Below are 12,351 nucleotides of genomic sequence, written 5' to 3'. Positions count from 1 at the left end.
TATGGATATCGCTCTGATCTCGGCCGCCTATATCGCGGCGGCCATCCTGTTCATCCTCTGCCTTGGTGGCCTCTCGGGGCAGGAAAGCGCGAAACGCGCTGTCTGGTATGGCATCTCGGGCATGGCTCTGGCCATCATTGCGACCGTTTTCGGTCCGGGTGTGGGCTTCTACTGGCTGATCCTGCTGATGCTGATCGTCGGCGGCGGCATCGGTGCGCAGCTGGCGCGCAAGGTGGAAATGACCGCCATGCCTCAGCTTGTGGCGGCGCTGCACAGCTTCGTGGGTCTGGCCGCTGTCTTCATCGGCATCAACACCCATATCGTGCTGGCCTCGGTCATGCCGATCATTCTGGAACATGCCCAAACCGGCGTGATGCCCACCGCTTATGAGCAACTGTCGGGCTTTGCCGCGATTGTGGCGCATAAGTCGATGGCCGAGGTGAATATCCTCAAGGTCGAGACCTTCCTTGGCGTGTTCATCGGCGCGGTCACCTTCACCGGGTCCATCGTGGCTTTCGGCAAGCTTGCAGGCAAGATCGACGGCAAGGCCAAGAAACTTCCGGGTGGCCATGTTCTGAACGCCGGTGCGGCGATCCTGTCGCTGGCGCTCTTGCTGTGCTACATGGGTGGCTCGGGCGCGTGGACGCTGATCCTGATGGCGCTTTTGGCCTTCTTCATCGGCTATCACCTGATCATGGGCATCGGCGGCGCCGATATGCCGGTTGTGGTGTCCATGCTCAACAGCTACTCGGGCTGGGCTGCCTCGGCCATCGGCTTCTCGCTTGGCAATGACCTGTTGATCGTCACCGGTGCGCTGGTGGGCTCTTCGGGCGCGATCCTGAGCTACATCATGTGTAAGGCGATGAACCGGTCGTTTGTGTCGGTGATCCTTGGCGGCTTCGGCACGACCACGGGCCCCGCGATGGAAGTCGAGGGCGAGCAGATCGCAATCGACGCCGGTGGTGTGGCCGATGCGCTGCATGATGCCGATAGCGTCATCATCGTGCCGGGTTACGGGATGGCCGTGGCGCAGGCGCAAAACGCCGTGTCCGAGCTGACCAATATGCTGCGCTCGCGTGGCAAGACCGTGCGCTTTGCGATCCACCCCGTGGCAGGCCGCCTGCCGGGTCATATGAACGTGCTCTTGGCCGAAGCCAAAGTGCCCTATGACATCGTGCTGGAGATGGACGAGATCAATGACGACTTCCCCTCGACGGATGTGGTTATCGTCATCGGCTCGAATGACATCGTGAACCCGGCCGCCCAGGAAGACCCGAATTCCCCCATCGCGGGCATGCCGGTTCTGAAGGTCTGGGAAGCGAAACAGGTGTTTGTGTCCAAACGCGGACAGGGCACCGGCTACTCGGGCATCGAGAACCCGCTGTTCTATAAGGAAAACACCCGCATGTTCTACGGCGATGCCCGTAAGTCGGTGGATGAACTCCTCCATATGATGAAAGCCTGATCAGGCGAAGAAAAGGCCCCGAGGTTTCTCGGGGCCTTTTTCATTGGTGATGCGCGTCAAGCCTGTCCAGCACCAAGGGCTGTAGCTGATCCAGAAGCGCATCCAGATCGCGGCGGAAGTCCCCCATCGCCGCTTCGGTCGCTGCGCGATCAAAAGGCTCGGCGGTGCCAAGCGCCACAATTCTGGCGCGCGCCTTCAGCACCTCTTGCAGGGCAGGGGTCAGGGTCTCGCGGTTCTCGGCCAGAGCGGCCCGCAGATCGCGCCGGATCTCGCGCGGGAAGATCACCGCCTCGCCCACGGGGCCGGTCAGCTGGGCGCGCAGCGACATCAGCCGCAGCCCCGCGCCGATCGCCAGCGCATTGCCCAGAAGAGACACCGCCAGCATGCCAATCAGAACCTTGCGCTGCATCAGAAGCCTCCCGGCGGCAGGCTGCCGGTAATCAGCGCCAGGGCCAGATCATCGCCCAGGAGCGGCCCGATCACGCCCCAGCCAAGGGCGAGCGCCACAATCAGCGCGCCACCGAAGCCAAGCGTAACGGGCAGGGGGCGGATGAGAACCTCGGCCAGAGGCGGTCTGTGCGGCGTCTGTCGGGCGATTTCGCTCAGCACGGTGCGCGACAGTCGGGGGATGTCCACGGGTGTCGCCTGCATCAGTTCGATCACGCGCGCGTCGATGTCTTCGGTGTCTTGCGTCATGGATCGATCTCCTTGAGTTGGTCGCGCAGTCTGGCGCGGGCGCGGATCAGCAATTGTTCGACAGCCCCCGTCGACAGCCCCATGATCTGGGCAATCTCTCGGGTGCTCAGCTCGCCACTGGCGCGCAGCAAAAGCGCGCGCCGCTGGCGGTCGGGCAGGTGGTGCAGGGCCGCTCGCGTCAGCCCCAGCCGCTGGCGCATCGCCAGATCATATTCGGCAGGGGGATGGTCATCGACCGGGTCGGGGGCTGCGTCAAGCCCCAGAAAGTGCCGGACCCCCAGACGCCGGTTGCGGTCGGTGCAATGGTTGGCGGCAATGCGGTAGATCCAAGTCGAGACGGCGGCCCGCGCAGGGTCATAGCGGGAGGCTTTCTGCCAGACGCGCAGGAACACCTCCTGCACAACGTCCTCGGCCTCTTCGGGGCGGCGCAACATAGCGGCGCTGAACCGCGTTACTCCGGGGCCGAAGCGCTGCATCAGGCGCTGCAGGGCCTGCCGGTCGCCCTGCGCCAGTGCGGCCATCAGCGCGACCCATTCGGTTTCGGGGCGGTTGTCGGCCTGTGTCACGCGGGCCTCCTTCCGCCCGATCCCTGCCTGCAACCGGATTGGATCGCAGGCAGGAAGGAAGGGCAAGCGTGATCAGCGGGTGACACTGATCTTGCGGCTTGTCTGGCCGGTTTCGCCATTCGTGCCGGTCGCCGTAACGGTGGTTTCGGTGCCGGTGCCGTCGCTGCTACGGGTGCGCGTTTTCGAGGCGGTCTGCCCCGTCGGGCTGGTCGCCTTGGTGGTCGTGGTGCATTTGGCCTGACCGTTTTCACGCACGCAGTCGCGGTCCTTGGTGACGGTGCTGCCTTTGCCGGTTTGCACGGTGACGCTTTGCGCCTGCGCGGTGGCGGCCATCGTGAACAGACCGAGCGAGGTCAGCAAAACAGGGAGAAGTTTCATAGCAAAATCCTTTTGCGGGGGAGAAAACAGAGCATGACAGCCCCGTTGTTAAAATGACGCAGGCGAGAGGCCTGCAGGAAGGCGGGCGATCAGGCGCGCCAGTTCTGCCGCGCTGAGATGTCCGTCGCTGTTGCGGTCGGCACGGGTAAAGCCCTGTGTCTGTGCCTTAAACTCGGACCAGTCCACAAATCCGTCGCGATTTGTGTCACGTTTCATCAGACGCTGGCCATCCGCATGCTGCCTGCGGGCCTGTGCGGCCTGCGCCACATCCTGCGCGCGGATTTTTCCATCCTGATCGCGATCGATCCCGTTGAAGATCGTGCGGCGCAGGGCGTCGAATTCCGCCAGATCCAGCCTCCGGTCCTGATTGCGGTCATAGCGATCAAGGATCTGGGCGGCGCGGGTCATATCTGTGTCGGGGCTGGCTTCGGCCAGCGGGGCGAAAAGGGCAAACAGGCAGGACATCACAAGCGATGAGGGGCGTGACAGGCGGCAGGTCATGGCGGTCTCCGGCAAACTGGCGATGTCTTCCTTTACGCAATCCGCGCGCGGTCCCTACGCGTGCCAGCGGAAAAACTGTTGCGGCATACGAATGTATGCTAATAAATACATGATATTAATGCACAAAATTATTTACAGGCGGGTGTGATTGAGGCAGGCTCCGACGGTCGTAACCAGGAATGACTGTCATGCCCATGCCTCCGGTCGAAGACCATCCGCAGCGCTACCCGATGGTGGCAGAGCTTCATGCGCGCCCCTTTCCCAAGATATCGGTGCCCTCGCATGTGGTCTATCTGGCGGTGAAAGAACCGCTGGGGGCGGCATCGCGTTCGCGGGCGGCAGATATGGAACATCTATGTGATCTTCTGGACCGGCATGGCGCGCCGCTGCCTCCCGAAGGGGCCACCCACCATGCGGGAAATATCGGGCGATACCGGCTGTCTTGGGAAAGCCATACAGAGTTTGTCAGCTATCTTGCGCAGTCCGACGGGGTATCACAGCGCCCCTTCGATCCTGCGGAAACGGCGGTTTTCCCCGAGGACTGGCTTAGAACGGCCCCCGGAAAGCGTCTGGTGGCCGTGCATATCCGCATCAAGGAAATGCCCGAAGATCCGGGGCAACTGGCCAAGATGGTCGATGACTGGTTCGTACCGGAAAATCTGGTTTGCACCTGGGTTGTGGATGAGGCGATCGCTTTGGCGGGCGATTTCCGCATCGATGCGGCAGGGCAGATGCGTTTTGCGCTTTTCGTGCGGCCCGGCACGGGGCCGGGTCGGGTCGGGAGGGTGGTCCAGCGGCTCTGCGATCTGGAGGCCTATCGCGCGATGTCCATGCTGGGGCTGTCGCGCGCGCGCGAGCTGACCGCGCGGCTTAACAGCCTTGATCCGGCCCTGTCCTCGCTGATCGCATCCATGCGCGATGCCGATACCACGCCCGAGAAGGTGTTGAACGCGTTGCTCGATATCTCCTACGAGCTGGAGATGCTGGCGATGCATCTGTCCTTCCGTTTCGGGGCGACCCGCGCTTATGCCGCCTTGGTGCGCGAGCGGGTCGAGATGCTGCGCGAGACACGTTTTGCGGGGCGGCAGAAGCTGGGCGAATTTGTTTCGCGCCGTTACGATCCGGCGATCCGCACCGTCTTTGCCGCCGAGCAGCGGCTGAATGCGATGCTGGAACGTGCCGGTCGCGCCGCCGAATTGCTGCGCACACGGGTGGATGTGGACCGTTCGGCGCAGAACCAGAAGCTGTTGGAAAGCATGGATCGCCGTTCGGATCTGCAGTTGCGCTTGCAGCATACGGTCGAGGGGCTATCGGTGGTGGCGATCAGCTATTACGCCGTCAGCCTGTGCGGATATCTGGCCTATCCGTTCGCCAAGAAGCTGGGCATGGGCAAGGAGATGATGGTTGCGGGGCTGACGCCACTGGTTGTGCTGGCGGTCTGGCTGATGCTGCGGCGGATCAAGAAAGGCATGGGCGCGCATTGACGGCCTTGCGGATAGCAAGGCCGAGATCGGGAGGGGGCGGTTTGGCATGGACCTGCTTTGGCGCGCCCCTATCCGGCTGATACCCTCGCGGTCCCGTTCAGCGTCGAACAGGCCGATGCAGCCCCCAGTCCGCGCGGGCCCGCGCTGTCATTAAAGGCGCAGGCTCATTTCGTTGTTTCGCACGTTCCACAGGGGCCCGCGATCGATCCTGCATCGGGGTAGGCTGCTCTCGCTTTGATGGGCCGTGGTAAGGCCGCGGGGGCGCTCTCCCGTAGCGGTGGCCGTTTTGACACGGCACCGGCTGACCAGTTCGGGAGGGTCTTGCTCAGGGTAAGGCGGCGGTATCGGCGGGCAGAGGCGGGGGGGAAGGCAGAGGCGGGAGCAACGGCACGGGCAAGGAGACGGGCAGTGAAACAGTGCCAAGCGCAGGCGGTCTGTCGGCGTCGGTCGGCACTGATGGCGCGGGGGCGGGGTCTGCCTGTTGTGCGGAAAGAACATCGGCGGGCGGCCTTGCCTCCTGTGCGTCGGGAAGGCGCAGACCCAGTATGGCCTCTGCTGCGCGGTCATAGTTTTTGTCCAGATGATGGCCCCCTTCGAAGGCCAGCGCCGTAACCGAGGGGCTGGTGGGGCAGGCGCTGTATTGGTCTTTGCGCCCGTACAGGCAGAGCACATGCAGGGACGGCGGCAGTGCCTCCAGGGCCGCGACCACATCGCGGCTGCCGGTCTTCTGGCCAAGCCATCCCCCCATGACCACCTCGAAGCCGGTATGGGTTTCGGGCGAAAGCAAGGCCAGCCCCAACACGTTCTCGCGCAGCGTCGCGGGCAGCAAGGGCGCATAGAACGGGGTGACATTCGCCCCCAGCGAAAATCCCGCCAGAATGACGTTCTGCGTGCCGAAACGGGCCGCAAAATGCGAGTGGATGCGGGTCATATCGGCGGCAATTCTGTCCGGGCTGCGTTCCTGCCACAGATAACGCATGGTCGAAATCCCGATGACAGGTAGCCCGTTCTGTGCCAGCCGGTCTGCGATTTCCTCGTCGAAATTGGCCCAGCCGCCATCGCCCGACAGGAAAATCACAAATGCCTCCGGTGGGGTGTCCGCGGCGCTATTATTGGTGGCCGCTTCGGGCAGGTGGAGAGTGATCGGCAGATCCTGCAGATCCTGTGCACGGGTGCCGGTGTCAAAGGCGTGATCGGTTCCGGCCAGCGCCAGATAGGCCTGCACCAGCGCCGCGTTACGGGCCTCGGTGCTGTCCTCGGCGGGCGGGTAGAAGCGCACACCACGCACCGCCTGTAGCACCGAGGCCGCGTCGGTTGCGGCATCATGCCAACGCAGCACCGTCTTGCGGCCCGCTTCGGGCAGGGCGGTCTGACAGGTATCGGGCAGATCCCTGTGCAGATCCTGCGTCACGATCCCCTTGAACTGGTCGGGGCGGGTGGCGGCCGCCAAGCGCGCAAGGGCCGTCCCCTCTCCGATGCCAAGCAGGACGGGGGCACGGGGCGCGGCTTCCCGCCGCTTGCCGATTTCCTGTGCGATATATAGCAGGGCGTCGGTTGCCTGCTGGCAGCCGCCCCCGAGATCCAGAAGCCAGTCCGGATCGATGGTAATGACAAGCGTATGCATGTCCGCCAGTGTCCGGGCAATCGTTTCGCTCCGGCCTGCCGTGGCATCCGCCGCCCCGCCCGCCAGTAAAAGCGCGGTCGAACGGATGTCGTCCTGCGGCTCGGCAATCGAGGTGACCGCCAGAAACAGCGCGCTGCTTTGCGGTTGTGCCATTGCGCGCAGACCACCGAAGATCATCAGGCCCAGCAGCAGGGTCAGCATCAGCCCCGGCCTTACTATCAGCGCGCGGCTTGGCGCAGGGGGCAACAGGCGCAAGACAGAACGGGCGGGGAAAGGCGAATGCGGCATCAAGCGGTCTCCTGCAATGGGCAAAGCTATAAGCGGCAAACCCTGATGAGCGGTTAAACCCTCGGAGGAAAACCGCACCGATGGCGGCCAAGGCTGGCATGGAGGGCCGAAAACGGGTAGAGCGCGGGCAAGGCCCCCGCGATATCCGTAGGTTTGCGGTATCCGGTCAGGGTCGGAGGAGGATGATATGCGCAAACTCGATCTGCCCGAACGTGCTGGCTGGCGCGATATGGCCAAAGAGGTGGGGTTCACCTTTGCCGATATGCATGGCGAACCCTATTGGGACGAAAGCTCGGCCTATGAATTCACGCTGCGCGAGATCGAGGACCGCATCGAGGACCCTGCCACCGAGCTGCACGCGATGTGCCGCGAGGCGGTGGACCGGATCGTGAATTCGGAGGAATTGATCGGGGTCATGGGCCTGCCCGAGGCGCATTGGGATCTGGTCCGCAATAGCTGGCGCGACGGGCAGCCCGAACTGTATGGCCGTTTCGATCTGGCCTATGACGGCAAGGGTCCGGCCAAGATGCTGGAATATAACGCCGATACGCCCACCTCTTTATACGAGAGCGCGGCCTTCCAGTGGCAATGGCTGGAAGAGCAGATCGCGGCGGGCGTGCTGGCGGAGGACGCCGACCAGTTCAACGGCATCCACGAGGCGCTGGTCGAGCGGTTCCGCGCCCTGTTTGCGCCCAAGACGGACCTGCATTTCACCGCGATGGGCGGCAATCCCGAGGATTATGCCACGGTCGAGGCGCTGGGTTGGGCCGCGCGCGAGGCGGGTCTGGGGGCGCATTACTGTGATCTGGAAAAGATCGGGCTGAGCGAAGAGCAGCAGTTTCTTGATGACGAGGATCGGGTGATCGGCACGCTGTTCAAGCTGTATCCGTGGGAAGATCTGCTGCGCGAGGACTATGCCCAGTATCTGGCAGGGTCGGGGGCACAGTTTATCGAACCCGCATGGAAGGCGCTTGTCTCCAATAAGGCCATCCTGCCGATGCTCTGGTATTTCTTCGAGGGCCATCCCAATTTGCTGCCCGCCTATTTCGAGGAGGATGTGCGCGAGGGGCTGGCCGGAAAGGGCCGCCCCGCTCCCGAGATTGCCGAAAGTTTCGCCCGCGCGCATGGCCAGCTTCTGCGGGGCTATGTCACCAAACCGATTTTCTCGCGCGAGGGCGCATCGGTGCATATCATCGAGGGCAGCAAGGTCGAGACGTCGCAGCAGGACGGCTATGCGCAATATCCCCGCATCGTGCAGGCCTATCAGCCCTTACCGGAATTTTCAGGCTTCCGGCCGATTATCGGGGCCTGGATCGTGGGCGGGGACTGCGTGGGGATGGGGCTGCGCGAGGATCGCTCGCGGATCACGCAAGACCTGTCGCGCTTCAAGCCGCATTTCATTCGGGGCTGATGCGCCCGTAGCTGCGGTGCCGATGCCGCGGACCTGTGATATGGGGCCTTATGCCGTGCGTGCTCGGGGCTCCGATACTGTTTGATGAAGGACCAGATTGATGAAGAAACGCTCACGCTATGTTGCCCTGACCATCATGGGGGCTGCCGCCTTTACGCTGGCAGGGTGCAAGGAGGAAAAGGTCGATGCACAGGCTTTCCCCGATCTGGCCTCTTGCGAGCAGGCGGCAGGCGCGGGGGGCGACTTCACCGCCGAGCAATGCCGCACCGCTTTTGCCCAGGCGCAGGAGCTGAACGTGGAATCCGCCCCGCGCTATGACAGCCTGCAGGTCTGCGAAGAGCAGCACGGGGTCGGGAATTGCGGCAGCGAAGAAGAGGCCACGGGGCATCAGGGCAGCGGTATGGGCGGGATCTTCATGCCGCTTCTGGCAGGCTATCTGATCGGCAATATGCTGGGCGGGCGCGGCTCGGCGCAGCCTTTGTATCGTAACGGGCAGGGGGGCTATACCAATGCCGACCGCTCGGCCAGCTTCTCGACCAATAACGGCAAGGCCAAGCTCAGTCAGGGGCTGTTCAAGAAACCGGCCACGACCATCGGCAAGGCGCCGATGACCCGTGCCACGGCGGTTTCGCGCGGGGGGTTCGGGACCAGCTCCAGCACCAGCCGCAGCTTTGGCGGCTGAGGGCGCTGGCCGGTTCCCGCCGATGGCTTGAGAATCTTGTGAACGGTTTGCGGGGAACGTCTCTGCCCGAATGCGGGTTGTCTGTCCAAATCGCAGCACAGCGCCGGATCGGTGCACAGCGGCTGCGACGGGTAAGCTTAGGAGATAGAAGATGTTCAAGAAAACCACGATGACCGTTGCCGCATTCGCCACGCTTGCAACCGCAGGTCTGGCCACCAGCGCCTCGGCGTTTCCGGCCATGCTCGGCACTGACAGCTCGCTGCGCGCAGGGCCGGGGGCGGATTATCAGGTCAGCTCGACCGTGCCGCAAGCCGCCAATATCGAGGTGGATGGCTGCATCTCGACCGGCAGCTGGTGTCAGGTCAGCTATGGCGACAATACCGGCTGGACCCCCGCGTCGAATATCGCGATCCATGAGGGTAACAACATCGTCTATCTGGCCGATCGCCCGAAGAATGTCGATGTGAAGACCATCGAGATCAAGGATAATGGCAATGGCCAAGCGGCCGGTGCCTTTGCCGGTGCCGCCGCAGGTGGGGCGGCAGGCGGCGCCATTGCCGCAGGCACAGTGATCGGCGGGCCGGCAGGTGCCGTTGTGGGGGCGCTTATCGGGGGGGCGCTGGTTGGCGAGGCCGCCAAACCCGAGCCCACCACGGTCACCTATGTGCAGGAGCATCCGGTTGATCCGGTCTTCCTGAAAGGCGATGTGAAAACCGGCGCGAAGCTGCCCGATAACGTGGCATTGCAGCCCGTGCCCGACAGCAAATACGCCTATGTGAACGTCAACAAGGAACCGGTTCTGGTGGACCCGCATAGCCGTGCCATTGTCTATGTGTTCAACTGATCTCCTCTGTTGAGGAAAATCCGGAAGCTGGCCCTCGGGCCAGCTTTCTGCTGTGTGGTCCGGAGCACTGATCCTGTCGGACGGGGCCGCCATCCAGATGGGCAGGCCCGAATGGCAGAATCCGCAAAAGCCGCCCCGCAGAGGACCGCTCCGGCTTGCCGCCTGCCAAAGGCCAGAGAGCTGCCTGTTCTGGGGCTTCCGATTCCCCAGTGTCGCGTGCGGTGGAAGGCCTGGGGCAATCTCTCCCGAAACTTGCCATCAGGACCGGCGCTGCGTCTTATCGCCGCGCCAGACATCAGTGCCAGAAATCGGTGCCAGTTACAGCCGCGCCTGTTCAGCCGCGCTGATCGGCGACGATCTTTTTCATGGCCTCTTCCGGCGCATAACCGCGCAGCATCTCGTCGCCGATCACAAAAGACGGGGTACCGGACAGGCCCATCCGCTGGCCAAGCGCGTAATTCGCCTCGATCACCTTTTCAACCTCGGGCGAGGCGGCGGCTTTCTGGATCGCATCGCCGTCCAGATCGAGCTTCTTGGCCAGCGCCGAAAGGCTGTCATCGGAAATATCGCCACGCAGGGTCATCAAGGCGTTATGGACCTTCTCATACGCCTCATCGCCCGCGACCTGCTTGGTGGCAATGGCAAAACGCGCAGCCTTTACCGAGGCGTCGCCCAGAATAGGGAATTCCTTGACGATGAAACGGATATGGCCATCCGATTTCAGAAGCGCGTTGATTTCGGGATAGGCCTTCTTGCAATAGCCGCAGCGGTAATCCATGAACTCGACAATCGTCACATCCCCATCGGGATTGCCGCCCACCCATGACTCGGGATCATTGGTCAGCTCGTCTTCATTGGTCGCAATCAGTTGCTGGTCATTCTGCGCGATCTGGGCGTTCTGCTTTTTTTCAAGCTCGTTGATCGCCTCCATCAGGACTTCGGGATTGTCCATTAGGTAATTGCGCACGGCCCGTCCGAAATCGGCGCGTTCGCTATCGGTCATCGACCCCAGATCAAGCGCGCCTGCGGGCTGGGCCAAAAGCGCAGAAAGGGCGAAGGCGGGAAGGAGTTTGCGGGTCATCTGGGTCCTCTGTCGATCCTTGGTCCGGCGCCACAGACCGGCGCGGGAGGTTGGCGCCCACACTGGCGCAAGCGCGGCGGCGGGGCAAGGGGGGGCACAGCCTTTGCATTGACCTATGGCAGCGGCTGGCCTATCGCGGCGGGGTCGAAGCCTAAAATGGAGCCCCACCATGCGTTTCTCAACCCGCGGACAAGTCGATCCTTTCATCGTGATGGATGTGATGGAGGCTGCGCGCGCAGCCGAAGGGGAGGGGCGCGATATCGTTCACATGGAAGTGGGCCAGCCCTCGACCCCCGCGCCCTCCGGTGCCCGCCAAGCGCTGGCGCAGGCGCTGGACGATCAGGCGATGGGCTATACCGTGGCGCTGGGAATTCCGGAGCTTCGTCAAGGGATTGCGGGGCTGTACAAACGTTGGTACGGGGTGGATCTGGATCCGGCGCGGGTGGTGGTCACCTCGGGCTCATCGGGCGCGTTCGTACTGGCATTCTCGGCGCTGTTTGACGCGGGCGACAAGGTTGCTCTGGGCGAGCCGGGCTATCCCAGCTACCGCCAGATCCTGCGCGCGATGTCGGTGGAACCGGTGGGCATGCCGACCAGTGCCGAAAACCGCTATCAGCCGGTGCCTTCGGATATCCCCGAAGATGTGCAGGGGCTGATCGTGGCCTCGCCGGGCAATCCGTCGGGCACCATGCTGGGCAAGGCTGAACTGAAGGCGCTGATGGATCTGGCCGAGGCACGCGATCTGGCTTTCATCTCGGACGAGATCTATCATGGCCTCCATTACGAAGACCGCGCGGTGACGGCGCTTGAGGTCTCGGATCAGGCCTATGTGGTCAATTCCTTCTCGAAATATTTCTCGATGACGGGCTGGCGGGTCGGCTGGCTTGTGGTGCCCGAAGACCATGTGCGCACGGTCGAGCGTCTGGCGCAGAACATGTTCATCTGCCCGCCGCATGCCAGCCAGATTGCCGCCCTTGCCGCGCTGGACTGCATCGACGAGCTGGAGGCCAATCGCGCCGCCTATGCCGAGAACCGCCGCCTGATGCTGGAGGTTCTGCCGCAGATCGGCTTTGACCGGATCGCGCCGCCCGATGGGGCCTTCTATATCTATGCCGATGTCGCGCATCTGACCGATAACTCGCTGGCCTTTGCCGAAGAGATCCTGCGCGAGGCAGGGGTTGCCGTGACCCCCGGGCTGGATTTCGACCCCGCGCGCGGGGCCACGACGCTGCGGTTTTCCTATGCGCAATCGACCGACCGCATCCGCGAGGGGCTTGCACGGTTGCAGAGCTTCATGGCGCAGCGTGGCAAGTGAGCACTGACTTTCGGGG

Annotated in this window: 13 protein-coding genes; 6 read left to right on the top strand and 7 right to left on the bottom strand. The window is 63.2% G+C overall.

Going from position 1 to position 12,351, the window contains the following annotated elements; genetic code table 11:
- The first annotated feature begins 1 nt into the window (after position 1).
- Positions 2–1,465: an NAD(P)(+) transhydrogenase (Re/Si-specific) subunit beta gene (locus AC2ISB_RS07450; protein WP_339107618.1), complete on the top strand. Its 1,464-nt coding sequence runs from the start codon at positions 2–4 to the stop codon at positions 1,463–1,465.
- 40 nt (positions 1,466–1,505) lie between these two features.
- On the opposite strand, the gene AC2ISB_RS07445 is transcribed toward AC2ISB_RS07450, so the two are convergent.
- The 5 genes from AC2ISB_RS07445 to AC2ISB_RS07425 form a co-directional block, all read right to left on the bottom strand.
- Positions 1,506–1,874, bottom strand: coding sequence for a hypothetical protein (locus AC2ISB_RS07445; RefSeq protein ID WP_486574620.1), 369 nt, complete (start codon positions 1,872–1,874; stop codon positions 1,506–1,508).
- Positions 1,874–2,161 carry a hypothetical protein gene (locus AC2ISB_RS07440; protein ID WP_486574619.1) on the bottom strand — a complete coding sequence of 96 codons (288 nt, stop codon included), beginning with the start codon at positions 2,159–2,161 and terminating at the stop codon, positions 1,874–1,876. Before AC2ISB_RS07440 ends, AC2ISB_RS07445 begins: the two co-directional genes overlap by 1 nt.
- A complete protein-coding gene (locus AC2ISB_RS07435) occupies positions 2,158–2,727 on the bottom strand; it encodes an RNA polymerase sigma factor (protein ID WP_339107615.1) in 570 nt (189 codons plus the stop codon). The genes AC2ISB_RS07440 and AC2ISB_RS07435 overlap by 4 nt, the downstream gene beginning before the upstream one ends.
- Positions 2,728–2,799: 72 nt before the next feature.
- Entirely contained in the window at positions 2,800–3,105 is a 306-nt protein-coding gene (locus AC2ISB_RS07430) for a hypothetical protein (protein WP_339107614.1), read from the bottom strand.
- 48 nt (positions 3,106–3,153) lie between these two features.
- Complete coding sequence (locus tag AC2ISB_RS07425) at positions 3,154–3,606, bottom strand: EF-hand domain-containing protein (protein WP_486574616.1); 453 nt, start codon at positions 3,604–3,606, stop codon at positions 3,154–3,156.
- 194 nt (positions 3,607–3,800) lie between these two features.
- Between AC2ISB_RS07425 and AC2ISB_RS07420 the strand changes: the two genes are divergently transcribed.
- Positions 3,801–5,090, top strand: coding sequence for a DUF3422 family protein (locus AC2ISB_RS07420; RefSeq protein ID WP_486576767.1), 1,290 nt, complete (start codon positions 3,801–3,803; stop codon positions 5,088–5,090).
- Between the two features lie 325 nt (positions 5,091–5,415).
- On the opposite strand, the gene AC2ISB_RS07415 is transcribed toward AC2ISB_RS07420, so the two are convergent.
- Entirely contained in the window at positions 5,416–6,915 is a 1,500-nt protein-coding gene (locus tag AC2ISB_RS07415; RefSeq protein WP_486574614.1) for an AcvB/VirJ family lysyl-phosphatidylglycerol hydrolase, read from the bottom strand.
- Between the two features lie 274 nt (positions 6,916–7,189).
- Between AC2ISB_RS07415 and AC2ISB_RS07410 the strand changes: the two genes are divergently transcribed.
- From AC2ISB_RS07410 to AC2ISB_RS07400, 3 genes are all read left to right on the top strand, one after another.
- Positions 7,190–8,413, top strand: a complete 1,224-nt coding sequence (locus AC2ISB_RS07410) for a glutathionylspermidine synthase family protein (protein ID WP_339107611.1) — start codon at positions 7,190–7,192, stop codon at positions 8,411–8,413.
- A 100-nt stretch (positions 8,414–8,513) separates the two neighbouring features.
- A complete protein-coding gene (locus AC2ISB_RS07405) occupies positions 8,514–9,095 on the top strand; it encodes a DUF1190 domain-containing protein (RefSeq protein WP_339107610.1) in 582 nt (193 codons plus the stop codon).
- A 151-nt stretch (positions 9,096–9,246) separates the two neighbouring features.
- Positions 9,247–9,939 carry a DUF1236 domain-containing protein gene (locus AC2ISB_RS07400; RefSeq protein WP_339107609.1) on the top strand — a complete coding sequence of 231 codons (693 nt, stop codon included), beginning with the start codon at positions 9,247–9,249 and terminating at the stop codon, positions 9,937–9,939.
- 334 nt (positions 9,940–10,273) lie between these two features.
- On the opposite strand, the gene AC2ISB_RS07395 is transcribed toward AC2ISB_RS07400, so the two are convergent.
- Positions 10,274–11,020, bottom strand: coding sequence for a DsbA family protein (locus AC2ISB_RS07395; RefSeq protein WP_339107608.1), 747 nt, complete (start codon positions 11,018–11,020; stop codon positions 10,274–10,276).
- A 169-nt stretch (positions 11,021–11,189) separates the two neighbouring features.
- On the opposite strand from AC2ISB_RS07395, the gene AC2ISB_RS07390 reads away from it, so the two are divergent.
- Positions 11,190–12,335, top strand: coding sequence for a pyridoxal phosphate-dependent aminotransferase (locus AC2ISB_RS07390; protein WP_339107607.1), 1,146 nt, complete (start codon positions 11,190–11,192; stop codon positions 12,333–12,335).
- The last annotated feature ends 16 nt before the right edge of the window (positions 12,336–12,351 follow it).

This window comes from Thioclava sp. NS-SX20 (assembly GCF_057380695.1).
Note: the sequence above shows the minus strand (reverse complement) of the source record. Positions and strands in the feature narration are given on the sequence as shown.

Coding starts and splice junctions, on each gene's coding strand:
- AC2ISB_RS07450 (WP_339107618.1), top strand. CDS start 2: ATGGATATCGCTCTGATCTCGGCCGCCTATATCGCGGCGGCCATCCTG.
- AC2ISB_RS07400 (WP_339107609.1), top strand. CDS start 9,247: ATGTTCAAGAAAACCACGATGACCGTTGCCGCATTCGCCACGCTTGCA.
- AC2ISB_RS07415 (WP_486574614.1), bottom strand. CDS start 6,915: ATGCTGACCCTGCTGCTGGGCCTGATGATCTTCGGTGGTCTGCGCGCA.
- AC2ISB_RS07395 (WP_339107608.1), bottom strand. CDS start 11,020: ATGACCCGCAAACTCCTTCCCGCCTTCGCCCTTTCTGCGCTTTTGGCC.
- AC2ISB_RS07445 (WP_486574620.1), bottom strand. CDS start 1,874: ATGCAGCGCAAGGTTCTGATTGGCATGCTGGCGGTGTCTCTTCTGGGC.
- AC2ISB_RS07440 (WP_486574619.1), bottom strand. CDS start 2,161: ATGACGCAAGACACCGAAGACATCGACGCGCGCGTGATCGAACTGATG.
- AC2ISB_RS07425 (WP_486574616.1), bottom strand. CDS start 3,606: ATGACCTGCCGCCTGTCACGCCCCTCATCGCTTGTGATGTCCTGCCTG.
- AC2ISB_RS07420 (WP_486576767.1), top strand. CDS start 3,801: ATGCCTCCGGTCGAAGACCATCCGCAGCGCTACCCGATGGTGGCAGAG.
- AC2ISB_RS07405 (WP_339107610.1), top strand. CDS start 8,514: ATGAAGAAACGCTCACGCTATGTTGCCCTGACCATCATGGGGGCTGCC.
- AC2ISB_RS07410 (WP_339107611.1), top strand. CDS start 7,190: ATGCGCAAACTCGATCTGCCCGAACGTGCTGGCTGGCGCGATATGGCC.
- AC2ISB_RS07390 (WP_339107607.1), top strand. CDS start 11,190: ATGCGTTTCTCAACCCGCGGACAAGTCGATCCTTTCATCGTGATGGAT.
- AC2ISB_RS07430 (WP_339107614.1), bottom strand. CDS start 3,105: ATGAAACTTCTCCCTGTTTTGCTGACCTCGCTCGGTCTGTTCACGATG.